Consider the following 23,770-nt stretch of genomic DNA (forward strand, 5'->3'; position numbering starts at 1 on the left):
CGTCAACCAGGAGGTCTCGCACTATTAAATTTTTAGCGGCTTGTTGATTTGAGCTAAGTGGATTCCACATACCGTCATACAGCTCAGTCGAAATTGACTGGCTACAACAGCTGTGCGGATTTTAGTGCCTCCATAACGTATTGCCGAACCGCAGCGACCTGCGGAGCGGCCAAGCGTTCAGGGCGGCAAAGTAAACTCAGGGGAACTGGTTCGGTAGACCATTCAGGAAGAAGGCGCACGAGGTTGCCAGCGCGTTCATCCTGTTGCGCCAGCAATGTGGGCAGCATGGCAACTGCATGCCCCGTTAAAACTGCTGTAATTGCGAGCTCCATCGTATTGACTCGCAAGCCGACGGGCGGCGCAACGGCCTCACTTTGACCTGCTTCGTTCTTGAATAGCCATTTGCCTGATTCTTGTGTGCGCAAAACGCATGACACCGAGAGTAAATCAGCAGGCTGGTTGACGGTTTTCATCCGCTTCAATAGCGGCGGGCTGGCGTAAGGTGCCCGCTGCGCAGGCGGTAAGGCTGCCGGGATGAACCGTCCTTTATCGGCGGGGCCGGTCCTGAATGCCAGATCGATGTCTTCTGCCGCAAAATCCGACCTGGAATCGTCGGAATGAAGCTCCAGTTCGACATTTGGATAGCGGGATTGAAGCCCGGCCAGGAGCGGGACAAATACGGTGCCAAGCAGGCTGTTGGGCCCCGAGACCGACACTCGACCAGCAATCTTCCCGCTTCTGGCAAAGCCAAGCTCTGCCTCTGCCTCAAGCGCTGCGTCAACAGGCCCCGCGCAGATCTCGAATATTCTGCGCCCTGCTGTGGTCGGGGCCACTGCCCGACCTGACCGGTCCAACAATACCAGCCCCAATTCAGCTTCAAAAAGCGCAAGCTTCTGACTGATCGATGATTTCGTGGTGTTCAGCTCCGCCGCTGCTGCACTCATCGAGCCAGCACGAACAGTAGCCACCAGGGCCTTGGCGCAGGAATAGAATCTATCGTTCATAATTACGAACAGTAGTTAACAAAGGGATCATTTTCCAGAACGAATGGAATCCCTAAATTCTGTCCCAGCGAACAGGCCAGGATATGAGAAATGCAGACAGAGATGGTCTACCACCCCGCCGCGACACGAGAGTTCAAGGACTTCGGCTTTATGCAGGCGCATTTGTCGTTCAAGCCGCATCTGGAAGTGGGGCGGCGCAGGTTCGGCCCGCTGATCACAATCGATGACAGCACGCTGTCCCCCGGCGCCAAGGGATTTGGCCTGCATCCGCACCAGGATGTCGAGGTCGTTACCTTCATGGTGAGCGGAGAAGTATCGCATATCGATCCGGTGGTGCCTGCTCACAACGGCACCGTGAAGGCGAAGGGCCTTCAGGTGATCTCCGCAGGCACCGGTATCCTCCACAACGAAGTGAACAACTCACGGACGATGCCGATGCGGGCACTGCAAATCTGGTTCGAGCCACGAGCCAAAGGGTTGGTGCCGGCCTATTCCAGCAAGGAACTGGAGATTGCGGACCACACCAACCGGTTTCTACTGGTGCTCTCACCCGACGGTGCCGAAGGCTCACTTGTTGTGCAGCAAGAAGTGCGCCTGAATTACGGCAAATTCGACCGTCGCGGCGTGCAATATTTCAGCCCGTCCGGCCCTGATCGCAGCCTCTACATCTTTATGATCGAAGGCGAGTCAACTGCTGCTGGCCTTGCCCTTGGCAAAGGAGATGGGCTGGGAGTGCTCCGTGCCCGGGACCTGGAGATTGACGTCACAGCCGGAGCCGAAATCCTGATCTTCGAATTGCCCTCTTCCCATTATTCTTAACCAGAAAAGGACATCAACATGACCTCCACGAAAGTGACCCCCGACAACGCAGCCATCGTTCTGATCGACCATCAGGTCGGCACAATGAATTGGGCAAAATCCGTTGACCGCGATCTGATCGAAGCTAACACCCGCGCCCTCGCGCGGGCGGCGACCGCGCTTGGCATGCCGCTGGTGCTGACTTCCAGTATGGAAGACAACATGCAGGGGCCGCTGATGCCCGCGCTGGAAGAGATCGCATCAGATGCATTCGCCGCGCGGATTAAGCGTCCCGGCGTAGTAAACTGCTGGGATGACGGTGCCTTTGCAGATGCCTGCCGCAACACCGGGCGCAAGCATTTCATCATGGCGGGCATCACCACCGACGTATGCCTTGCCCCTCCTGCAATCAGCGCCGTTGACGAAGGCTTTGCCGTGACTGCTGTAGTCGATGCTTCTGGCTCCCCCACCGCGCTGACGGATGAGATGGCGTTCCGGAAGATGGAGCGCGGTGGTGTCGAGCTCACCACAACCAGCGCGCTGCTGGCAGAACTTGCGGTCAATTGGGCCAGCGAGACCGGTCAAAAGATCATGCAAATCCTCGGAGAGGAAATCCTGAGCCGCGGATAGACTCTCCGATCCGTCACAAACGATACGGGAGCGGCCGCCCTATCACAGGGCGGCCGTCTGGTAGTTTCGAAGTTTTCCGCCTGGTACATCATGTATGCAAAGGGAGCTAAACCCATGAAACGAATGGCAGTTATGGGCGTTTGACCACCGCTCAGAAAGAAGCAGCAATTGACCTTTTCGTTGCGCTCTAGGAAACTGCAAAGTCTAATTGAGAATGTCCGCTTCGGGCTGCGAACAATCCTTAATTGTCCGACCTTCGACGGCTGCTTTGTCCGTGTGTGTGAGTTCGGTTTGAACTGGATTTTGCGCTCGCGGCGAAGGTCTGCAATGCGGGCTGCGACCGCAGCATCGAAACAACGGGTTGGATGTCGGCTCTGGGCCGTAGCAAGCATCTGACCCTTTTGGTACAACCTACCGGTTCCTTAAAAACTCTCTCGGACTGACGCCCAGAGTTTGTCGAAACATGTAGCTGAACGCGCTCATAGATTCGTATCCCATGTCGAAGGCAACCGAGGTTACGCTCTTACCCGCCGCGAGCAGCGATACGGCATGCAAGACCCGTGCATGGCGCAACCATTTCGAAGGCGGCATGCCTGTTTCGGCGATGAACAGTCGTTCGATGGTCTTTCTGCTCGCTGGTACATCCGACAACCAGGCTTCGACCGAGCGAACGCTACCAGGGTCGTCGAGCGCACCACGCGCGACGTCGAGAATCCGCGTATCTTTTGGCAATGCAAGAGTAAGCGGCACGTCCTTTGCGGCGAGAATCTCCTGTCGAAGCAACGCATGCAGCGCTGTGTTGTGCTTGACTGTTCGCGTGCCTGTTGCTTCAGGCATCACCGCAACAAACAATGCGTCCAGAAGCGGTGTTATGGCAACGACCCGGCAATCAGGTCCAAGCCACTCTGCCTCTTCGCGATTGACATCGACATAGTGCATGACGTTGTTCGCCCCATAGCGCATCCAGTGTTCTTTATCTGGAGGAATCCAGATTGCCATGGCCGGACTGAGCAGCAGGACCCGGTCCGGGGTTCCGACATACATCGACCCCGAGGCTGCCGAGATCAGTTGACCAAAATCGTGGGAATGCCAGTCGTAGCTTTCGCCTGACGCTGGCTCAATCGTTTCCCCGAGATAGCGGGGTCGATCAGATGTAGTCGGCGTGCTGTACTTCATTGACGAATCCTCGATAACAGTCGTCTCCCTGTCGACAGATAGACATACCATCCTTCGCTATCAATCGCCAATCAGTCGGGCACCGTGCCCGATGTTTTGCACTCGATGGGTTAGCCACCATGACAGAACGATCCCTAATGGCCTGGTTCGCCGCGGGACACTTCGCCATCGACTGGCCAATTGCAGCGCTATGGTTGATCGTGCCGGCTGCTGGTCTACACATGGGCTTTTCCCCCGCTGAGGTCGGTCTACTGTTTACGCTGTTCAGCATTGGCGGCGCTTTGGCCTACCTGCCAGCAGGCCTCATCGCAGATTGGGTTTCGAACCGCGGTCGTCTTCTTGTCGGCACCTTTCTCTGGGTCGTCGTGGGATATGTTCTCGCAGCAGCGGCGCCAGGATTTTGGAGCCTTGCTATCCTTCTGGCGCTCGCTGGTATGGGCAACGCGGCCTGGCATCCGATCGCAACTGGAATATTGACGAGCACCAACAAGGCGACACGCGCCCGCGCCTTGGGAGTGCATGCCGTTGGAGGATCCTTTGCGGAGGTCTTCGCGCCACTGTCGATCGGGTTGCTTCTGTCGGCCCTCGATTGGCCCGTTGCTTTGGCGCTTTCCGTGCTTCCAACCGCTTTGGTTGGCGTGTGCTTTTTGTGGGTCGCACGGGCGGTTCCTGCCTCCGAAACTTTGCGTATCAATCGCAAGGAGCTCTTACTGCTTCTGAAGACGTGGCGCAGTCGAAAGGGGATCCGCCTCGTTGCCATGGTCTCGCTCTACAATATGGCATTGATCGCTCTGCTAAGCATGATCCCACTCTACTTGGCGACGGTTCACGCACTTGCACCCAGTATGATAGGGGGCATCTTCGCAGCTATGCTTGTGTCCGGGGCGCTCGCCCAACCGTTGGTCGGATCAATTTCTGACAAGCTCAACCGCTTCTCGATCCTCGCAACTGGAAACGGCTTTGCTGCCTTGGCTATCGGTGTACTGGTGTTCGAGCCTCCGTTCTGGATCATGATAGCCCTGATGGCCTTTGGGGTCGCTTCGCTGGACGCAGTTCGAGCGACAATGCTGGCAGCTACAGTTGATCACTCGGATCGCAACGAAAGTACGACGCTGGGTTTCGCGTTCACTTTGCTGGACGGGGTAGGCGCGTTTGGAGCGGTTTTGGCCGGGATCGTCGCTGGCATATCCTGGGGTGCCATGTTTGGCCTTTCTGCGGCGCTTGCCGGCGGTGCGGCCGTTCTTGCCATCGGCACTCTGCCCGCTTCAGCACGACCCAATGATCTTCCATCAATTGATCCGCTTGGTAGAAATCGCATGACTATCGAAGAGGCTAAGGCCGAACATGCACGGCGATACTGGTTTCTATAGTCTAATGCGCGAACCGCCGCGACTAAACGCGCCAAGCGACGAATGGGAACAAATCACAAGGATGCTTAACTATGATTGCCTACATCACACTCGGTGCCGATGACATGAAGCGCGCGGAACGCTTCTACTCCGCGTTTCTGCCAGATCTCGGATATCAGCTGGAACACTATCACGGTGACCTGAGCTATGCGCTTCCTACAAAGCCGGGGCAGGCGCCAAACCTCCCTGAGTTCTATGTCAAATCTCCTTTCGACCGGCAGCCCGCATCAACGGGAAATGGCACGATGGTCGCGTTCGAGGCACGCAGCCAACAACAGGTTCGTGATCTTCATGCCGCTGCACTTGAGGCGGGTGGAAGAGACGATGGAGCGCCGGGCTTCAGAGAGGCCTACGGACCGAACTTTTTTGTCGGCTACCTGCGCGATCCTCAAGGCAACAAGATCGCATTATTCTCCAGCGATCAGAGCGAACCAGGAAGAGACGGATGACGGAAACTGTCTGGTTGGGCGAGCAAAACAACGATGGCCTTGGCCTCGGTCGCATCGTTTGCTATCTACATTGCACGGTCGGCAGAAACCGAGGCGTCGCTGCTCCTCCGGGAGAGCTAAACCTGCCAAACAGATCGAACGGCAAAGCATTCACTAACACAGTTGAGAGCGCCGCTTCGTTAAGCCAGCGACCGACGATCCAGCAATGGCGCTTGATGTGGAAGCCCCATGCCTAAAATCTCTCTGCCGTTACACGCGGACGACTTGACCGTGTTTGTGCGATCCCTCGCCAAGCAACTCGGTGACGCAAGCCCGCCGCACCTCGTGCTCATGAATATGGCTGCGCGTGCCGCAGGTTTTCAAAACGTCCAACACATGCGCTCGGTCCATGCCGCTGGTCAAAGGCTTGCACGCGCAACCAACGGGCAAACTGTTGATGCGAGAACCGTAGAGCGCGCCTTGTATCAATTCGATGCCAATGGTCGTCTCCTTCGCTGGCCGTCCAGACGCAACGTGCAAACGCTTGCTCTTTGGGCGCTCTGGGCAAGACTTCCGCCGGCACAGTCGATGATGGAGCAGGAAGTCAACGAGCGTCTGATTCTCGAACACGCGTTCGAAGATCCAGCAACCCTGCGGCGCACAATGATTTCTGCCGGGCTTCTGACGCGTCAAAACGATGGTACCGACTACCGACGCGTCGAACAGGAGCCGCCAGTCGAGGCGAAAGCTCTCATTCAAGCACTGAACATGCGGCGCCGAAACCGTATGCCAAAAGCAGAGGAGGTCGGCCATGCATAGAGGATCTTGCCTTTGTGGCGCCGTAAAGATCGTCGTCGAAAGTGACCTGCCACGCCCCACCGCGTGCCACTGCCAGCAATGTCGCAAGCATTCCGGTCATTTTGAGGCCTCCATAGATATTCCCCGTACAGCACTTCGGATCGAAGGCGAGGATGTAGTGCGCTGGTACCAGTCTTCTGAAAAGGTGCGACGGGGCTTTTGCGGCACCTGTGGATCAACACTGTTCTGGGATCCGATCCACCATGACTGGACGGCTGTCGCCATGGGCGTATTCGATGGTCCAACGCAAACGTCCCTCGCGATGCATATCTTCGTGTCCGAGAAAGGGGACTATTACGAGATCGCAGACGGGCTCCCTCAAAACGAACGTTAGCGCGAAGCAGAATTGGTTTTCGGAAACAGAGATGAGACAAAAGTTGATTTTGCTGACAGGCTGTTCTGGTGGCGGGAAGTCAACGTTACTTCAGGCCCTCGGCGAGCGCGGACACGCCACGGTGAAAGAGCCCGGTCGACGGATTGTTGCGGATGAATTGGCCCGATCGGGTCACGCTTTGCCGTGGGTCAACATGCACGCATTCGCATTGCGTGCCATTGAGGTTGCAAGGAGCGACTTGCACGCAGCGCGTGAGTTAGAAGGTTCTGTCTTTTTTGATCGCGGGTTGGTCGATGCAGCTGTTGCTTTAGCGAGTTCCGGCGGACAGGACCTATCAGAAACACTCGGAAAAACGCGGCAATATGCGAAGCAAGTTTTTGTGGCTCCGCCATGGAAAGAGCTTTTCACGCAGGATGGTGAGCGCAGACACGACTTCTGCGCAGCAGTTCAGGAGTATCACCGTATTTTGTGCGCACTAGATACCCTTGGCTACTTGAGAACGGAGCTGCCAAGGGTATCAGTGCAACAACGCGTTGAATTCGTTCTGAGCATATGCGGCGCAGCTTAAACCAGTGTTCCGCTTCTAACCCAACAAGCTCTCGACTTTGCGCCTGCAGCGAATGACGGCAATGCGGGCTGCGACCGCAGCATCGGAGGCGGGCGAAGAACGTCTCTTGTGGGCCGTCTGCGTGATCAGCTGACAGCGGGGCAGGGGCCTGTGCTGCACCAGCATCGAGGTCTGCAAGGAGCCCAATAGGACCGATGCTGCTTAACGCACCAATGTCAGCGATGCGCAGAAAGCGGAATTTGCAAAGTTAGGCCTGCGACAATTCTTCGACCATGCGCGAGCAGTCAGTATGTAGCGTGTTCAACCGCACTTTAGTTTTGTTTTTGTGCAGGTGTTCATCCTGCTTGCGACCCCAACTTTGTCCTGGGGTCACAGACAGGTAAACGATTTTATTCGGCAGGCATCGTTGATGTTTCTGGATCAATAGTTGACGCGACGCCGGCGGATTCGCGGCGTCCATCATTCCAGATCGCTTTGATCAAAGCGATGCACATCAAAGCCATGACGATAGAGAATGGCAATGCTCCGATCACCATCGCGGTCTGAATGGCTCCGGTTCCGCCCGAGATCAGAAGACCGCCAACCACCAAGGCCAACGCTGCACCCCAGAACATGATGTGCGGACGTGCCTTAGGCCCTTCGTCTCCAGCTGCGTTGATCGTATTCACGATAAGCACGGCCGAGTCAGCGGAGGTCACAAGGAACGTCATCAACAGCACAACGATCACAACTGCCATGGCCCAAGCCAGGAACTCAGCAATGGGTGCGAGCATGTAGGTTGTCATGGCAAAGATCTTGTCGCCATTGGCCGCGTCAAGGATCACACCATTTGCGCCGCCGTTCAGTTCCAAATCAATCGCTGTACCACCGGCCCAGGCGAACCAGACAAAGCACATCAGCGACGGCACAATCATCGCGCCCAGTACGAATTCGCGGATTGAACGCCCGCGCGAGATGCGTGCCAGGAACAGCCCGACGAAAGGTGCAAACGCGATCCACCAGGCCCAATAGAACACCGGCCACCAGCCCTGCCATTGTGCCAGCAGGAAGGATTCGGAACCCTCGACGCCGTCAGAGGTGTAAACATTGAAGCTGAGCCAGGGCAGCGCGACCAGATAGTCCCAAATGCCGACAAAAAAGGCCTTGGCACCAAAGAATGTCGCTCCGAACAGGATGAAGAAACCCAACAGGAAGATCGACAACGCCATGTTGATGTTCGACAGCCACTTAATGCCTTTGCCAACACCGGACAGAGCAGACAGTGTCGAGGCCCCCATGATAACCAGCAAGGCGACAATGATACCCAGTGTTGTGGCTGAGCCATCGGTATTCGCCAGACCGCCGATGCCGATACGCGTCAGGCCCGCAACGAACTGCTCTACACCAAATCCAAGCGTCTGCGCCACGCCAAGGATCGTCGCAACAACGGCAACGATATCGATCAAGTGACCGAGGTTGCCCGAAAGTGCCTTACCGAAGAGCGGCGTCAGGGACGAGCGGATCGTCAGCGGGAGCCCGCGGCGATAGCTGAAGAACGCCAGTGCCAGACCAGCAATCGCGTAGCATGCCCAAGCGCCCAGACCCCAATGCAGGTAGGACCAGACATAAGCGGTGCGCACGTTGTCAGCATCAAGGGCTGTTGTGACACCCTGAATTACCGATGGGTTGTTCTTGAAATGGGCCACGGGCTCTGCAACAGCCCAGGTCAACATTCCAACACCGATACCGGCACCGAACATCATGGAGAACCACGAGAAATTGGAGAATTCGGGCTTCTCCCCCTCCACGCCCAGGTTGAGGCGTCCCGCCGCAGGCCAGATGGCCAATCCGATACAGACTATCACAAACCCGGTGACAACCCAGATATACCACGCGGCAAACTGAGCCAGAATGGCTGCGTTCCAGTCGCCGAGTATCTTGCCGGCCTGGGTCGGCCAAACGATGCACCAGACAACCAGCAGGCTAATGATGATCTTACTGATCACCGTCACGTTTACGCTGAACCCCCGATAAAAACCGTTGTCAGCGGTCTTAATCGGAAGTTCTGAAAGAGGTGGCTTTATCGCCATAATTAATTTCTCCCTGAGTTTGATTATTGAGCGGGTAATTCTGCCTTGATCACCCTTTTCGCCAGAAACCAATGAGACCAACGACGCACACCAGTTGCCTCGCCAATCTCATTGGATCCGGGGAAATATGCTTGCCGATTTTCTCAGCTTTCGAGAGCTAACCTATGCACGTGAATTTCGTTGATCGGGTGGCTTTCCGCGCCGATGACGCCGGGACGGGAATGGCGATACAGAGACCGCCAATAGGGTTGAATTATGGTCCCGTCATCTCGCATAAACTGCTCGATTTTTTCCATGTGACCACGCCGCGTTTCCGCGTCGGCAATTGCTGAGGCTTCTTCAAGCATTGCGTCAAATTCGGAGCTAGCAAGGCCGGTTTCGTTCCACGCCACGCCTGATTTATAGGCAAGGGTCAGTACCTGAACACCCAGCGGACGATGACCCCAATCTGTCGAACTGAACGGGTATTTGTTCCAGTCATTCCAGAACGTGTTGCCCGGCAATACGGTACGCTTAACATTCAACCCTGCATCACGGAGCTGAGCTGCAAGCGCGTCGGTTGTGTTTCGGCGCCAGTCGTCGTCAATCGAGAAAATCTCATGCTCATAGTCGAGCATTCCGACCTCTTCGAGCAATGCACGTGCGCCCTCAACATCCTTTTCCGGAGCTCCGATGTCGGCATATTCCGGATGAATGGGGCAAACGTGATGGTTTTCACCGAGCGTACCACGATTGGCGTACCCCAATTCCAGCAATACAGCATTGTCGCACGCCATCGCCAGTGCGCGGCGAACACGTGCGTCTTCATAGGGTTTGACCCCATCCACTTCGGCGTCGCGGTTTGTTCGTAAAACCATAGTGTTGGCTGAAACGGACTCGCTCTGATTCCAGCCAATGCTTTCGTAGATGTCGACAAATTCTCCGACCGTTTCATAGGTCATGTCGATTTCCTCAGCTTCTGCCGCCGCCAAATGCGCTGCGCCATCGGTGCCGTAGTCGATAAATTCGATCCGATCCAAATAGGCGCCTTCACCCCACCATTCGTGATCTGTGTTCTTTTCTAGAACGACCTTTTCGCCTACCAGATACTCAACCAGCTTGTATGGCCCCGTACCAACCGGGTCATTCGCCGGATCGCCGGACCAACCGTCAGGCACGATTGCTGCGGGGTATTCCGTGACCGCAGGAATAATGGTGATGTCCGGTCGCGTCAGCTTGAGCTTCAGCGTCAGATCGTCGATCACTTCCAAGGCCCCATCAGCCGGGCCATCACCGGCATCATTTTGCAAGGACCCCATACGCGCGGCCATAGAGTTGCCTTCCCAACTCCCATCACACCATCGACCAAAGTTATACGCGACATCTTTAGCCGTCAGCGTTCCACGCCCGTCATTCCAGTTCACGCTTGGCCGAATGCGTAGTACGTATTCGGTTGCATCGTCATTCACTTCCCAGCTTTCAAGCAGCCGGGGTTCGAACGTGCCGTCCGCGTTGTACTGGACGAGATACTCCAAAAATCCACGGACTACGTTCCCGAGCTGTGGCCAGTTGTAAAGCGGCGGATCAAGCTGCGCCCGCACGACCTGCTGAATGCGAATGGTCCCGCCTGGCTGAACATCGGTCGCGGCCTGCACTGGTTGAGACAAACCAATCATCGAATAAGCCGCTGAGGCCGACAACCCTAGTGCGGTGGCGCGCGTTAAGAACTCGCGACGACCGAGAGTGCCGTTAGCAACTTCATTGGCATGCATGGCTATCGCCGGGTGAATGGATTGATCGTGTCTATGACTGGTCATCTTTGGCTCCCTTGATTTTGAGGCCGCTTACGCGCCGCTTTTTAACTTTTTTGATGCATATCTGGTCCTTTTTGCAGTAGTTGAGTAGTTATGGATGACATTAGCAGGGTTAATACCAGTCTCAGCCGCAATCTGGTGGCGCTCTATGCCTTTGAAATGGTTTCCCAACACGGAAACTTTACAAGCGCAGGTGAGGCGCTTGGGTTGACACAATCCTCGGTCTCGCAACGGATTAAAGGGCTGGAGGTCGATCTAGGCGTCGTTTTGTTCAAACGCGAGCATCGCGGTGTCTCGTTAACAAATGAAGGCCTGAGACTTCTTAACGTGGTCAGTCCGGCAATGCGGCAAATGGGTTATGCCGTTGGTTCTCTGATCGAACGCAAATCGAAACCTAGGGTTCGGATTTCTGCTGATTTTGCGTTCTCAACGTTCTGGCTTCTGCCGCGTCTAGGTTATTTGCGAGAGGAAATTGGGGAAGAAATCGAAATTCAGATTTTGGCTTCAACCGTGCCACCCGGTTTGGATGATACCGATTGCGACATCCAGATCCACGTTGCGCCCAATAACCGGATCAAACCAGACGAAGTACTACTTTTGGAAGAGGTCGTAGCCGCAGTTTGCAGCCCGCAGTTATTGGAAAAGATTGGACCGATCCGATCTGCTACGGAGCTACTCAAGGTTCAACTTCTTAGCTTGTCAAAACCCGCAACCGCTGAGTGGCAAACCTGGCAAGGGTGGTTTGACAGTTTAGGTGTAACGGGCGAAAGAAAGAGAAACTACATCAGTTTTAATAACTATGACATGGTGACCCAAGCCGCTTTGTCTGGTGATGGCGTGGCATTAGGCTGGATTGGATTGATCGATGATTTGCTCAGCAAGGGTTCTCTTGTGACCGTTACAGAAGACTTAGTCTCTAGCGATGCGGGTTATGTAATGTCACGGAGCCATACCAACGTGGGCCCAGGTCCCAAGCTAGTGTTTGACTGGATCGCGGAACAAGTTCTAGCAACGTCTCTGAGGTAACGCGTCGTTGCCCCGCTTCGCGCACATACCGCCAAGTCAGTAAATTCGCAAAACGACTGCAATGCCTCAATACTTTGCAGCGATATTGAAAACTCCCAACTTGTATTTTTTAGAGTGGCTATGTCAGGTAGTCAATGTCCGCTTAGGGCTGACTACGATCGTTTGGAGTGAAAATGCGGATGGCTGAAAAGTCCGCGATCCAGACAATTGCCTGCGTCGAGATTGAGCACTTGCAGCGAATGGCGGCTATGTGGGCGTGAACGCAGCATCGTGAGGGTAACGTGAAAGTCCGGAAAGGGCCGGTCCAGCAATAAGTACAACAACCGTTTTAAAATTTTTTGACGTTGACGTTTTTCGAGAAAACAAGCGCTTTGCGAATTGTTGACAGTAGACGGATGAGCTAACACAATTGCGCTCATGAAAGCATCATCATCAACACATTCTGCGACTCAGGCCATCAGCCAGCGGCGGGCGAGCACCATTACGTCAATTGCCGTGGACGCGATAGAAGAAATGATCGTTTCAGGCGAGCTGGTTGCGGGTGACCGGATAAACGAGAGTACGCTGGCGGAACACCTTGGAATCAGCCGAGGTCCGATCCGCGAAGCGTGCAGAAGTCTCGAACAGGCTGGGCTTCTAGCCAGCAAGGTGAATCGGGGCATGTATGTCCGCGAAGTGTCATTGGACGAAGCGCGAGACTTGTATGAACTGCGAGGAGCCATTGCCGGGCTTGCGGGTGAGTTGATCGTTAAGCGTGCAGATGATGCTGAAATTGCGGAACTAAGCGGTCTCGTGGATCAGATGCAGAAGGCTGCGGATAAGGGCAACACAGAGGACTACTACAAGCTGAATTTGCAGTTTCACGATGCTTTGGTTCTGGCCGCCCGAAACAGCGCGCTTGAAGATACCTATAGGAAAATTGTCAATCAGCTTCACTTGCTGCGGAGACGTGGCCTCGTCCAGGAAGGTAACCTTCAGGTTTCAAATTCTGAACACAAGACAATAGTTGCTGCCTTAACGGAGCGCGACGCCTATGCGGCCAGCAACGCGCTGCGCGACCACGTTTCCAACGGCCTGACGCGTCTGATCGCATCCCTTTAACGCCAGTTCTACGCAATTGGTCGAATCCTTGAATTGAAAACTGTTGACAGTTTACAATGTTCGATGCTACCCACCAAAATCAACGGCCGTAACCGGCTGGGCGAAAACCAATGGGAGGACACCATGAACAAACTTTCGCGTTTTGCAGCTGGTACGATGATCATCGCGGCGCTTGCCACGTCATCGGCGGCAGAAGAGTACCCATCGCAGCCGATTGAAGTTGTAACACACGCATCTGCAGGTGGAGGAACCGACACAACTGCACGGACGATGTTGATCCGGGCTCGGAAAGAGCTTGGCGTGGATGCCTTCGTCCAGATCAAAAAAGGCGGCGGAGGCGCTGTGGCCATGAGCTATGCCTCAGGCAAGCCAGCGGACGGCCACACATTGATGGCGATTACGCCGACGCATTTGATCACCATGGCCCGAGGCCGTGCGCCAATTGGCATTGATGACATCAAAGGAATTGCCCGCTCAACGGATGATCCAATTATTGTCGTCGTAAACAAAGAAAGCGGGATCGAAAGTCTCGAGCAGCTGATTGAGGCATCTAAGTCGGCTCCGATCAAATGGGGCGGCACGCAGGCAGGGGGTATCGACCATATTGCCGCGATGACCTTTGCCAATAAATCCGGTGCGGAAGTTGCCTATGTCCCCTTTGACGGCGGCGGCGCGATAATCACTAACCTGATGGGCAAGAACATTCAGGCGGCGGGCTTAAACTATGGTGAAGCCGTCGACGGCATCGAAACCGGCGACTTTGTTCCGCTGGCTATTATGGCCAAGGAGCGGCTTGGTGTTTTGCCGGATACCCCAACGATGATCGAACTGGGAATTGATGGTGTCAATTTCTCGACCGTACGGGGCGTTATTGTGATGACGGATACCCCGGAAGACCGTGCAGCACTGCTGGAAGAAAAGCTTCTGAAGGGTATGAGCCACGGCACCTATCAGGCGTACCTGGAGGGCATTGGTCTGGATGCAAGCTCAGTTGCAGGCTCCGAGGTCTGGGACGCCCAGATCCGCGAGATGTACGACAACATCTACGCGACCCTCGAAGAACTGGGCTTGCGCAAGTAAGGCCACCTCCCGACCGTCCGCCGCCCTGGCGGGCGGTCGTTTGTTCCATTGGAAGGGAACCCCATGAAACTTTCACGCGACCTTGTTGCAGGCGGGCTGATCCTTGTCTTGTCGGCAACTCTCTGGTGGGTCACGACGACTTTTGACACGGACCCGCTTGGTATGACGCAAGGTATGCCGGCCACGCATATGCCCCGCCTGATCCTCGGCGTAATCGCCGCACTCACCCTCATCATGATCGTGCAAAGCCTTACAAGCGGCGGTGAAGCATTGGGCGGAGTGCCGCCCTGGCAAATGCCTGCAACCGCAGCGGTGCTGGGACTCGCAGCCATTCTGTTTCCAATTCTTGGCGTACCGCTGGTTTTCTTCTGCGTTTGCGTGATTTTGCCGTTGATGTGGGGTGCACGGAACTACAGCGTGATTGTTGTTTTTGCAGTTGGATTGCCGATCGCAATCTACGTCGTCTTCAAAATACTGCTCGGCCTGCGGTTGCCCATGGGCCCGCTTGCCGCGCTTGGGCTTTGAGGGGAGGAAATCATGGATATTCTTGGCGGATTTCTTGAAATCATTCAGCCCACGACTCTGCTGCTGATCATGGTGGGAACAATCGTAGGTGTTCTTGTCGGCGCGCTTCCGGGCTTGTCGAGCTCGATGGCAGTCGCGTTGCTGCTGCCTTTCACCATCTATCTGGATCCGATCCCAGCGATCGCAATGCTTGCAGCGCTTTACTGCGCCGGAACGTTTGGAGGCAGTATCACGGCGATCCTGATTAATGCACCGGGTGCCCCACCTGCGGCTGCGACGGCCTTCGATGGCTATCCATTGGCCAAAAAGGGCGAGGCGGGTAAGGCGCTCGGCATGGCTGCGGTTGCAAGTGTCGCTGGCGGGATATTCTCTCTGATTGTCCTGATCCTGGCTGCACCTGCACTGGCAACGATTGCCTATCGGTTTGGCCCGCCTGAGTATTTTGCCCTTACGGTATTTGGCTTGTCGATGCTTGCGTCGATCAGCGGCAAATCTGCAGTCAAAAACCTGATTGGTGGCGCCTTTGGCGTTCTGCTTGCCACCGTTGGCGTTGACCTGACCACCGGTGTCGAGCGATTCACGTTTGGCGTTCCCCAACTTTATGAGGGTATCAGCTTCATTCCCGTTTTGATCGGCCTCTTTGCTATGGCCGAACTGCTGGATCAGGCCGGACAGAAAGATACGCCGCTGGAACGGTTCAGCATGTCAGCGTTAAAACTCCCAACCGTAGACGACTTCAAACGGGTTTGGAAAACGATCCTGCGCAGCTCGGGTCTGGGGACGTTCGTGGGAATTCTACCCGCCGAAGGTTCTACCGTCGCTGCGATGATGGGCTATAACGAAGCCAAGCGTTGGTCGAAGAACAAGGACAATTTCGGCAAGGGTGAGATCGAAGGTGTCGCGGGTCCCGAGGCCGCCAACAATGCTGCAACCGGTGGAGCGATGGTACCGACGCTGGCGCTTGGGATCCCGGGTTCGGCCACGGCCGCGGTCATTCTGGGTGGGTTGCAGATACACGGGCTGCGACCAGGCCCATATCTGTTCGAAAACCAACCCAACCTGCTTTATGCGATTTTCTTCGCAATGTTGATCGCGAACTTTGTGTTCCTTGGGTTCGGTCTGGTTGGTGCCAAGTATTTCTCGCGCATTTCGCTGATCCCGCGCCAGTTTCTCTGGCCGACTGTGTTCTGCCTTTGTGTGGTCGGTGCTTACGGCGTCGGGCAATCCATGAGTGACGTCTATATCATGTTGGTTGCTGGCCTGGTCGGGTACTTCCTGAACCGTGCCGGATTCTCACCCGCACCGATCATCATGGGTCTAGTGCTGGGTCATCTGGTCGAAAACTCTCTGGCCCAATCTATGATCCTGTTCGATCAGGACATGAGCCAGTTCTTGTCGCGCCCGATCGCGCTGTTCTTCTTCGCGCTGGCCATCCTCAGTATCGCGTCATCACCGCTCAGCACTTGGCTAAAAGGACGCCGTCGCGCGGATGCGCCCGTATACAAAGACCTGAATGAGTGACCCGGTACAATCTCGGCATAACCCGAGGCTTTGTATTGGCCTTGTTGCCCGCCGCGCTCGGGGGCAGCCTGTGGGAAGCTTTGGGCCTCCCGCTGGGCTGGCTGATGGGCGCGGCGGTGGTGACCGGTTGCTTTGCCATGTGCAATGTCGAGGTCACGGTGCCGAAACCGCTGTATTGCCTTTCACTGGCGGCTTTAGGGTCCGGGGTTGGGCTGTCCATCACCCCGGAGGTGGCGGTTGAGTTGTTGGCCTGGGCCCCTGTGATGCTTGTCGCCGGATGCTTGGGCGTTGTTGCCGCAGCGCTTATGGCGCCAGTTTTGGCAAGGCTTGGGCGAATGGACCGTAGCACAGCGTTTTTCTCGTTGCTACCTGGTGGCGTGATAGAAATGGCAAATGTCGGCGATAGCTACGGCGCAGATCGTACGATTGTTGCCGCGTTGCACGCTGTGCGCGTGGCATTGGTTGTAGGTCTTTTGCCCTTGGCGCTTTACGCATTCTTTCCCGTGTCTGGCGACCCAATGCAAGAGGCAGCGTATCTGACATTGCCCAATCTGGCTTTGGTCATGTTTGTCGGGGCGGCGGGTGGATGGACCGCCGCCCAGCTGGGGCTTCCCGCTGCTTGGATACTTGGCGCATTGATCGCTGTTGGATTGCTTTCGTCCTTTGGCTTATCCAACGGGCGCATGCCTGTGTCCCTAATGGCAGTAGTAAAGGTATTGGTGGGCATCTCGCTGGGAGCCAGATTCCGGCGAGAGCTTATGTCTTCTATCCCGAGAGCACTCGGCGCGGGCCTTCCCGTTCTTCTCGTGATCATGGTGGGAATGGCGTTTGCCGCTGCGTTGTTGGGTTTGGTTATGCCGGTCAGCCTGCCAACACTTGTTCTCTGTTTCTCCATCGGTGGTATGGCCGAAATGGTTCTGACTTCAAAAGTTCTGGGTCAGAACGTTGCCCTTGTCGCCGGATTTCAGGCGGTTCGTGCCGTCTTCGTCAACGCTTGCGCTGGAGTTGTTTGGCGCAAACTTGTTTCACAATCAGATACTTCCCTTACCCCGAAAGGATGACACCAATGTCAGCTGTTCAGAACGCGTTTGCAGAAATGCCCCAGAATACCGCGATCACGGCCGAGGCCGCCGAATTCGTGGAAACCGTACGCTTTGAAGACATTCCCGATGAAGCCGTGCGCATCGGAACGCGTTGTATCGTGGACGGCGTCGGCCTTTTTGTTGCAGGGTCTGAAGAACACACAATCGACATACTGGTGGACGAAGCGCTGGATTTTGGTGGACGCGAAGATGCGCTGCTGATCGGGCGAAATGCCAAGGTTCCGGCTCCGATGGCGGCTCGAGTCTTGGGAACGGCAGGCCACGCTCATGACTGGGACGACAGTCAGGTGAGTATTGACCCCGCCCACATCTACGGCCTGCTGACACATCCGACTATTCCACCGCTGACAGCCGCTATTGTCATGTCGCAGAAGTTGGGCAACGTGTCAGGTAAGGACTTTATGTTGGCCTTCCTTACCGGCTTCGAGGTTGAGTGCAAGATCTCGGAATGGATGCTGCCACAGCACTACATGCAGGGAATGCACTCCAGTGGCACAGTCGGACATTTCGGGGCGTATACAACAGCGGCTAAGTTATTGGGACTTAAGGGTGACGCTCTGCGCCACGGGTTCGGAATTGCCGCCAGCTTTGCCGCCGGTATTCGTTGCAATTTCGGCACCATGACCAAGCCCCTGCATGTGGGACGCGCTGCCGAAAACGGGATCACCGCTGCCCTACTGGCCTCACGCGGTTATACAGCCGATCCTCAGGCGCTGGATGGTCCATGGGGCTTTATGGCTGTGCAGGGCGGTGGCGCAAACCCGGATAAAACTTCGCAAGGTTTCGGCAGGACCTGGACTATCGTTGAACCCGGTGTGTCCATTAAACCCTATCCTTGTGGCGTGCTGACCCATCCGACAATCGATCTGATGCTGCGGCTGATCACAGATGCGGATATCAAACCTGAAGATATCGAAGCAGTGACGGTTTACGCAGGCACAAACATTCTTAAACCCATCCGCTATCCCATCGCATCCAATCACTTGCAGGCAAAGTTCTCGCTTCCCGCGGCGCTGTCGATGATCGCTCTGGCCCGCAAAGCCGGCAAGGTCGAGTTCTCGGACGCGTTTGTAGGATCAGATCCGATGCAGGAGATGCAGCGCCGCGTGCGGACCGAGTTGGACCCTGAAATCGAAGCACAAGGGTTCGACAAAATGCGTTCTCGCATCACCATTCGCTTGAAAGATGGGCGTGAGATTGCCGGATGGGCAGACGAACGTTACCGCGGCGGGCCGGAGAACCCGCTGAGCGATGCAGAAGTTGAAGCCAAAGCGCGCTCTTGCTGCACGGGCGTGCTTTCCGAAGCTGAACAAAACCAGCTGCTGCAAAAGGCCTGGGGCGTCCTCGATCTTGACCGACCCGGAGAGGCTCTCGCATCGGCAATGACACCTAAACTTTGATCAAGTGCAAGCAACTCCTCAACTTTTGGGAAACAAAGAAGATGAAAAAAACCTTATTCACGGCGACAGCTTTGAGCATTTTGCTCTCAGTTTCAGCGTATGCAGAAGATCTTCGGTTTCTGCTGTTTAATGACAGTAGCGAAGACCTTTTAGAGTTCAATGTCTCGCCCGCCTCCTCGAGCAACTGGGAAGGTAACCTTCTGAGAGGAGGGTATCTTGCATCTGGCTACGAGGTGGACGTCTTTATTGAAGACGGTCTAACCACATGTGTTTATGATATTCGGGGTATTTTTTCAGATCGGTCTGTATCTGAAGACTACAGCTTAGACCTATGTTCACTTGGGGAATACACCTTCTTGGATTGAGGGCCAAAGGCGTGACGTGTCGATCCTGTCGTCCTCGTTGCGCGTGGGTTGCAGGACGCTTGGAAGATCGGAACGCAGAAGGGGCTGTGTTACCATCGCCTGTCTTTGAAAGTCGAAAGAGGACGCAGAGATCTGCCTGCACGATTTCACCTGTGGACTACTTTGATACTTAGACTTGTTGTTCAATTAGATTCAATCGGGTCGTGATTTCTGAAAGTCGCGACCACGATTGCATTGTAATCGGCAAGGCAAGCGCTGCTTCCGCGAACTCCCATGTATAACTGACTATCGAAAAGATCGCGCCAGGTGTGGCATCAAGATTTTGCGTGGCAAACCACAGGTTGAATAATATCAAACCGATCAGCAGGATGAAGATTGTACCGTACAGGATGGCCTCGGTGTCCGAGAGTTTTACCTCGTATTTCCGCAGCTTTTTCAGGTGCGCCAGCACCGGGCGGTCCCTTCGTTTTTCCAGGACACTGACCTGATGCTCCATCTGTTGATTCAACTCCCGGTTCCATCGCCAAAAGTTGGCGTGGAATAGCCCATAAACCGAGATCATGCCGAACAGGACGACACAGGCTGACACAGCCAGTGTTGGTGAAAAATAAAATAGAAGAACCGCTGAAACAACGAACTGTACAACACCTGCCATTGCATTCGGTAACACTTCCTCCAGAAAGTCGGCCAATTCTCGTCCCATGCCAATCCTAGCATTCAATGTTGACACTGGTAGGTTCGAAAATCGCGATGCTAGGGCGTTACCCAATTCGACGCGGATCGTCCCATATACCCGCGTATCATAAATCCGCCGAGCTACACCGATCACAGTCAGGACGGCCATCAGCGCGCCAAGATGTACGAAGGGCTCAACGTTCCCTTCAAGCAACCCATCGATGGCAAAGCCCATATAAAGTGGGATCAAAACGGTCAGTGCCGTTTCGGACAGGATCAGACACCAGGTAATACTGACGCGCCAACGAAACACGTTCAAAAGCGTGCCGATGGTGAGTTCGCGATCCGTTAGCATGTTGCGTTACTGATCATAGTGGATGCGAACATGGACATCGCCCGGCCAGACAGACGCGGCTTTGAAATCCGGCTCGTCTTGGGGATTTGGCGCACCGGTTGAACCAACGCCTTCCAAAAGCTGCGTGGCGGTCATGTTCAGGTCATCATCCTTGTTTTCGTCATGAAATGACAACGCCGCATATGGGCCGGCGTTTAAGTCAGAAAACTCATGGCTGATACTGCCTTTCCGCGATGGGACCTGGGCAAAGTCAATGGCACTCCAGGCGTCCAAGCTGTCAAAGGCGCGCGCGTCGCCAAAAACAAGGATAACGATGTTCCCTTTGGCATTGCGGATGCCATCCACGGTTACATTCAGTCCGTCCGCACCAGCAGGTGTTGCCAAAGTCACTATGGCGGCTGCAGCGCCCATCAGTTTTCGGTTCATGCCATTGTCCTTTCCGTATCCGGTTTTGGGAGGGTCGGTTTGAAAATCGCGATGATATCTTCGGCGATTGCGATCAGCACGGGGACAAGTACCAGCATCAGCGCGGTACCGAACAGCTCACCATAGGCCAGAGAGATTGCTGCCGGGATCAGATATTGCGCCTGCTCAGATGTTTCGGTCAGCAAAGGCAGCAAGCCGATCACCGTCGTCGCAGTGGTCAGGAAGATCGCTTTGAAGCGCCCGACACCTGCGCTGTTCAACGCCAGGTTCACGGGCTGGCCTTCGTCGCGGGCCTGATTGTAGCGGGTGATCATGACGAGGCTGTCGTTCACAATCACACCGGTCAAAGCCAGCATGCCAAAAAACGAGAACAGCGAAATCGATACACCCATGATCAGGTGGCCGACGGCGGCTGCAATAAAGCCAAAGGGCACGATGGCCAGAATAACGAAGGGCTGCCAGTAACTTTTCAACGGCACGGCCATCAGCACATAGATCAGCACCGCCGCCAAGAGCAGCGCCTGTCTCAGTCCGTCGCTAATGTCTGACATCTCTTCCAACTCGCCAGCTGGCAGGACAGTCACACTCGGGTATTTTTCCCAAAGTCTGGGAACCAGTTGTTCGAATACCGCTTGCCCAACTTCTTCTGGCGCGACGAGGTTGCGGTCGATCGAGGCGGCCACAATATTCATGCGTTTTCCGTCGCGACGATTGACGATACCGGAGGCGTAGGTGCCTTCGATTTCGGCAACCGTTTCCAGCGGCACCCATGCCCCCGATGCGCTACGCAATCGGGTCTGCATCAGGTCGGCAAGCGTATCGCGATTTTCCTGCGCATTCTGTACGAGCACGCGAATTTCCGAGCCATCACGTCTGACCTTGGCCACCTCGGCGCCGCCGAACCCATAGCCAATTTGTTTGGCAAGGGTCTCTGCATTGAAACCAAGGTGCCGCGCATCCGAGCTCACACGCAGTCTCAGTTCGGGCTGACCACCAGCCAAACCGTCGCGAACATTTTCAACGCCTTCGATTTGGGACAAAAAGGTCTTCATCTCAGCGCTGGCCTGCCGCAGCAAATCCTCGTCTTTGGAAGCCAACCGAATGCGAAACCCTCCGGCGAGCGCTTCGGACCCGGTGAACTCCAGCTCCGTCGCACCTTCGACTTCGCCCACCCGTTCGCGCCAGTCTCGTACCACCTTCAGGATCGGAACCTCCGGACGTTCGGCCACCGGTATCATCTCAGCATAGATCTGAGCACTGCCTGCGCTATTGATGATGGTGAACACAGTTTGAACGGGCGGCGTGGCCATACCGGCGTCTTCGGCAAGCTCTGCGTTCAGATCGTTCAGTTCGCTTTCAATCCGGTCTATGTTCGAGCGGGTCAGCGCAAAAGGCGCACGGGCGTCCATTTCAAGATTCACGGTAATGATCTGACCAGGGACTTCGGGGAAGAACACCGTCCTCACTTTGCCTTTGTACATAAGGCCAAGTCCCAGCATTGCGGCAGCGATGAACAGGATCAGCACGGCGTAGCGATGGCGCACTGCAGCGACGAGCATGGGTTGGTAGATATGGTCCCGGACCCAATACAACCCTCCCTGCGCCGCGTCCTGCACATGACCCCAGAGGCGGGTCAGCAGAAATCTACGCTCTTGCCCCATCGAAACCTGTGCCAAATGCGCCGGAAGGATGAATTTACTTTCGATGAGCGAGAAGATCAGCGTCAGGATCACGATACCTGAAAACCCAGCCAGCACTTTGCCCAGCGGATTGTCGATAAGCAGCATCGGAAAGAAAGCCGCGATCGTGGTGAGCACTCCAAACACGGTGGCTACGGCCACGCGATGCACGCCGCGCTCGGTGTCTTTGATCGGATCTTTACCGTTGCGGCGTTCCTCAAAGACGCTTTCACCGACTACCACGGCATCGTCGACCAAAATACCTAAGGCGATGATCAGACCGAACGTGGTCACATCGTTCAGCGAGTAATCCACCCATTTTGAGCCTGAGACTGCAATCGCCCCCATGACCGAAATCGGAATGCCCATCGCAACCCAGAAGGCCAACCGCACGTTCAGAAAGATCGACAGCATAAGGGTCACAAGGATCAGGCCTTGCACACCGTTCGATCTCAACAGCGCCAGCCGGTCCGCGATGTAGCCAGCGCTATCCCCCCAAACTTCAATCTGAATTTGCGCCGGTAATTGTCGGCTGAACTCCTCCACCGTGTTGCGGACAACATCGCTGATCTCAAGCAGGTTCTCTTTCTGACCGACCAGAACCTCCATGCCCACGGTCGGCTTACCGTTCAGTCGAAACAGGTATTCGCCATCCTGAAACCCATCTTCGATAGTGGCAATATCGCCCAGGGGTACAAATGATCCATCGCCACGTTCAATAATGGGCAGGGCCGCATACTCCGGTCCGTATCTTGCCCGGTCATCGGCCCGCAGGAAGATTGTCCCGCCTTCTGTACGCAACCGACCGGCCTGAAATGTCAGCGAGTTTTGTTCAATCGTTCGGGTTACGTCTGCGACTGTCAGTCCATAGTGTCGTAGTCGCGCAGGGTCGATTTCGATGCGCAACTCACGTGGGATCAACCCCCAGATTTGCAAACGGGACAAATCCGGCTGGGCCAGCAGCTCTTCCTTGAGGCGCTGTGCCAGAGTTTGCAGCGTGGCTGGATCGGTCGCACCGTAAAGATTCAGATAGAGTGCCGGGAAATCAAAACCTGATGCTTCGATCACGGGTCGGCGCGCTGTTTCGGGCAGGTCGGTCAACCCGTCGATACGAATACGCACCCGGTCCAGGACAGCCTGAAGCTTCTCTCCACCTGCGCGACGGACCGTGACCAGGCTAAGACTGTTTTCGGACTGTGAGGTAACGCTGCGCACGCCTTCAAGTCCCTCAAGGGCTTGCTCAATCTTCTGCGTGACCAACTCGTCCACTTGCTCGGCTGTCGCATCCGGAAACTCTATCGAGATGGTGACACTTTCCGGCGGAATACGCGGGAAGCCCTCGATGCGTATGTTCAGTAGCGTCTGCACGCCAAGGAAAAGGATCAGGGCCATCATCAGATTGGCGGCGACCGGGTTGCGGATGAACCAGGATGTCAGGGTATGCATT

General features: G+C 55.4%; 23 protein-coding genes. 16 read left to right on the forward strand and 7 right to left on the reverse strand.

Annotation, left to right across the window (positions count from 1 at the left end):
- Window positions 1-101: 101 nt before the first annotated feature.
- The gene (locus ACR0B3_RS16800; RefSeq protein WP_480810078.1) at window positions 102-1,004 is read right to left on the reverse strand and encodes a LysR family transcriptional regulator; all 903 of its coding nucleotides are present in this window, start codon (window positions 1,002-1,004) and stop codon (window positions 102-104) included.
- A 90-nt stretch (window positions 1,005-1,094) separates the two neighbouring features.
- On the opposite strand from ACR0B3_RS16800, the gene ACR0B3_RS16805 reads away from it, so the two are divergent.
- Window positions 1,095-1,823 carry a pirin family protein gene (locus ACR0B3_RS16805; RefSeq protein ID WP_480810079.1) on the forward strand — a complete coding sequence of 243 codons (729 nt, stop codon included), beginning with the start codon at window positions 1,095-1,097 and terminating at the stop codon, window positions 1,821-1,823.
- An 18-nt stretch (window positions 1,824-1,841) separates the two neighbouring features.
- The gene (locus tag ACR0B3_RS16810; protein ID WP_480810080.1) at window positions 1,842-2,432 is read left to right on the forward strand and encodes an isochorismatase family protein; all 591 of its coding nucleotides are present in this window, start codon (window positions 1,842-1,844) and stop codon (window positions 2,430-2,432) included.
- Between the two features lie 411 nt (window positions 2,433-2,843).
- Here the strand turns inward: ACR0B3_RS16810 and ACR0B3_RS16815 are convergent, their stop codons facing one another.
- Window positions 2,844-3,608 (reverse strand): helix-turn-helix domain-containing protein, encoded by a 765-nt coding sequence (locus tag ACR0B3_RS16815; RefSeq protein ID WP_480810081.1) that lies wholly within the window; start codon window positions 3,606-3,608, stop codon window positions 2,844-2,846.
- A 119-nt stretch (window positions 3,609-3,727) separates the two neighbouring features.
- On the opposite strand from ACR0B3_RS16815, the gene ACR0B3_RS16820 reads away from it, so the two are divergent.
- The 6 genes from ACR0B3_RS16820 (at window position 3,728) to ACR0B3_RS16845 (ending at window position 7,205) form a co-directional block, all read left to right on the forward strand.
- Window positions 3,728-4,978, forward strand: a complete 1,251-nt coding sequence (locus ACR0B3_RS16820) for an MFS transporter (RefSeq protein ID WP_480810082.1) — start codon at window positions 3,728-3,730, stop codon at window positions 4,976-4,978.
- Between the two features lie 71 nt (window positions 4,979-5,049).
- A complete protein-coding gene (locus tag ACR0B3_RS16825) occupies window positions 5,050-5,466 on the forward strand; it encodes a VOC family protein (RefSeq protein ID WP_480810083.1) in 417 nt (138 codons plus the stop codon).
- Window positions 5,463-5,702, forward strand: a complete 240-nt coding sequence (locus ACR0B3_RS16830; protein WP_480810084.1) for a hypothetical protein — start codon at window positions 5,463-5,465, stop codon at window positions 5,700-5,702. Before ACR0B3_RS16825 ends, ACR0B3_RS16830 begins: the two co-directional genes overlap by 4 nt.
- Window positions 5,695-6,264 (forward strand): DUF2087 domain-containing protein, encoded by a 570-nt coding sequence (locus ACR0B3_RS16835; RefSeq protein ID WP_480810085.1) that lies wholly within the window; start codon window positions 5,695-5,697, stop codon window positions 6,262-6,264. The genes ACR0B3_RS16830 and ACR0B3_RS16835 overlap by 8 nt, the downstream gene beginning before the upstream one ends.
- Window positions 6,257-6,637 (forward strand): GFA family protein, encoded by a 381-nt coding sequence (locus tag ACR0B3_RS16840; protein ID WP_480810086.1) that lies wholly within the window; start codon window positions 6,257-6,259, stop codon window positions 6,635-6,637. The genes ACR0B3_RS16835 and ACR0B3_RS16840 overlap by 8 nt, the downstream gene beginning before the upstream one ends.
- 31 nt (window positions 6,638-6,668) lie before the next feature.
- Window positions 6,669-7,205, forward strand: a complete 537-nt coding sequence (locus tag ACR0B3_RS16845) for an AAA family ATPase (protein WP_480685670.1) — start codon at window positions 6,669-6,671, stop codon at window positions 7,203-7,205.
- Window positions 7,206-7,594: 389 nt separating this feature from the next.
- Here the strand turns inward: ACR0B3_RS16845 and ACR0B3_RS16850 are convergent, their stop codons facing one another.
- Entirely contained in the window at window positions 7,595-9,274 is a 1,680-nt protein-coding gene (locus ACR0B3_RS16850; protein ID WP_480810087.1) for a BCCT family transporter, read from the reverse strand.
- Between the two features lie 143 nt (window positions 9,275-9,417).
- Complete coding sequence (locus tag ACR0B3_RS16855; protein WP_480810088.1) at window positions 9,418-11,070, reverse strand: ABC transporter substrate-binding protein; 1,653 nt, start codon at window positions 11,068-11,070, stop codon at window positions 9,418-9,420.
- A 90-nt stretch (window positions 11,071-11,160) separates the two neighbouring features.
- On the opposite strand from ACR0B3_RS16855, the gene ACR0B3_RS16860 reads away from it, so the two are divergent.
- From ACR0B3_RS16860 to ACR0B3_RS16895, 8 genes are all read left to right on the forward strand, one after another.
- A complete protein-coding gene (locus ACR0B3_RS16860; RefSeq protein ID WP_480810089.1) occupies window positions 11,161-12,093 on the forward strand; it encodes a LysR family transcriptional regulator in 933 nt (310 codons plus the stop codon).
- A gap of 417 nt (window positions 12,094-12,510) precedes the next feature.
- Window positions 12,511-13,194 (forward strand): FCD domain-containing protein, encoded by a 684-nt coding sequence (locus ACR0B3_RS16865; RefSeq protein WP_480810090.1) that lies wholly within the window; start codon window positions 12,511-12,513, stop codon window positions 13,192-13,194.
- 123 nt (window positions 13,195-13,317) lie between these two features.
- Window positions 13,318-14,274 (forward strand): Bug family tripartite tricarboxylate transporter substrate binding protein, encoded by a 957-nt coding sequence (locus tag ACR0B3_RS16870; RefSeq protein ID WP_480810091.1) that lies wholly within the window; start codon window positions 13,318-13,320, stop codon window positions 14,272-14,274.
- Window positions 14,275-14,337: 63 nt separating this feature from the next.
- Window positions 14,338-14,799 carry a tripartite tricarboxylate transporter TctB family protein gene (locus ACR0B3_RS16875; RefSeq protein ID WP_170591544.1) on the forward strand — a complete coding sequence of 154 codons (462 nt, stop codon included), beginning with the start codon at window positions 14,338-14,340 and terminating at the stop codon, window positions 14,797-14,799.
- A gap of 12 nt (window positions 14,800-14,811) precedes the next feature.
- Window positions 14,812-16,320, forward strand: a complete 1,509-nt coding sequence (locus ACR0B3_RS16880; protein ID WP_170591546.1) for a tripartite tricarboxylate transporter permease — start codon at window positions 14,812-14,814, stop codon at window positions 16,318-16,320.
- Window positions 16,317-17,381: an AbrB family transcriptional regulator gene (locus ACR0B3_RS16885; RefSeq protein ID WP_480810092.1), complete on the forward strand. Its 1,065-nt coding sequence runs from the start codon at window positions 16,317-16,319 to the stop codon at window positions 17,379-17,381. The genes ACR0B3_RS16880 and ACR0B3_RS16885 overlap by 4 nt, the downstream gene beginning before the upstream one ends.
- 5 nt (window positions 17,382-17,386) lie before the next feature.
- Window positions 17,387-18,823 carry an MmgE/PrpD family protein gene (locus tag ACR0B3_RS16890; RefSeq protein WP_480810093.1) on the forward strand — a complete coding sequence of 479 codons (1,437 nt, stop codon included), beginning with the start codon at window positions 17,387-17,389 and terminating at the stop codon, window positions 18,821-18,823.
- Between the two features lie 41 nt (window positions 18,824-18,864).
- The gene (locus ACR0B3_RS16895; RefSeq protein WP_480810094.1) at window positions 18,865-19,188 is read left to right on the forward strand and encodes a hypothetical protein; all 324 of its coding nucleotides are present in this window, start codon (window positions 18,865-18,867) and stop codon (window positions 19,186-19,188) included.
- Window positions 19,189-19,357: 169 nt separating this feature from the next.
- On the opposite strand, the gene ACR0B3_RS16900 is transcribed toward ACR0B3_RS16895, so the two are convergent.
- The 3 genes from ACR0B3_RS16900 to ACR0B3_RS16910 are packed head-to-tail and all read right to left on the reverse strand — an operon-like array spanning window position 19,358 to window position 23,769.
- Window positions 19,358-20,218, reverse strand: a complete 861-nt coding sequence (locus tag ACR0B3_RS16900) for an ABC transporter six-transmembrane domain-containing protein (protein ID WP_480810095.1) — start codon at window positions 20,216-20,218, stop codon at window positions 19,358-19,360.
- A 6-nt stretch (window positions 20,219-20,224) separates the two neighbouring features.
- Window positions 20,225-20,644, reverse strand: coding sequence for a DUF2141 domain-containing protein (locus ACR0B3_RS16905; protein ID WP_480810096.1), 420 nt, complete (start codon window positions 20,642-20,644; stop codon window positions 20,225-20,227).
- A complete protein-coding gene (locus ACR0B3_RS16910; RefSeq protein ID WP_480810097.1) occupies window positions 20,641-23,769 on the reverse strand; it encodes an efflux RND transporter permease subunit in 3,129 nt (1,042 codons plus the stop codon). Before ACR0B3_RS16910 ends, ACR0B3_RS16905 begins: the two co-directional genes overlap by 4 nt.
- Between the last annotated feature and the right edge of the window lies 1 nt (window position 23,770).

The organism is Ruegeria sp. CE9 (genome assembly GCF_056537425.1).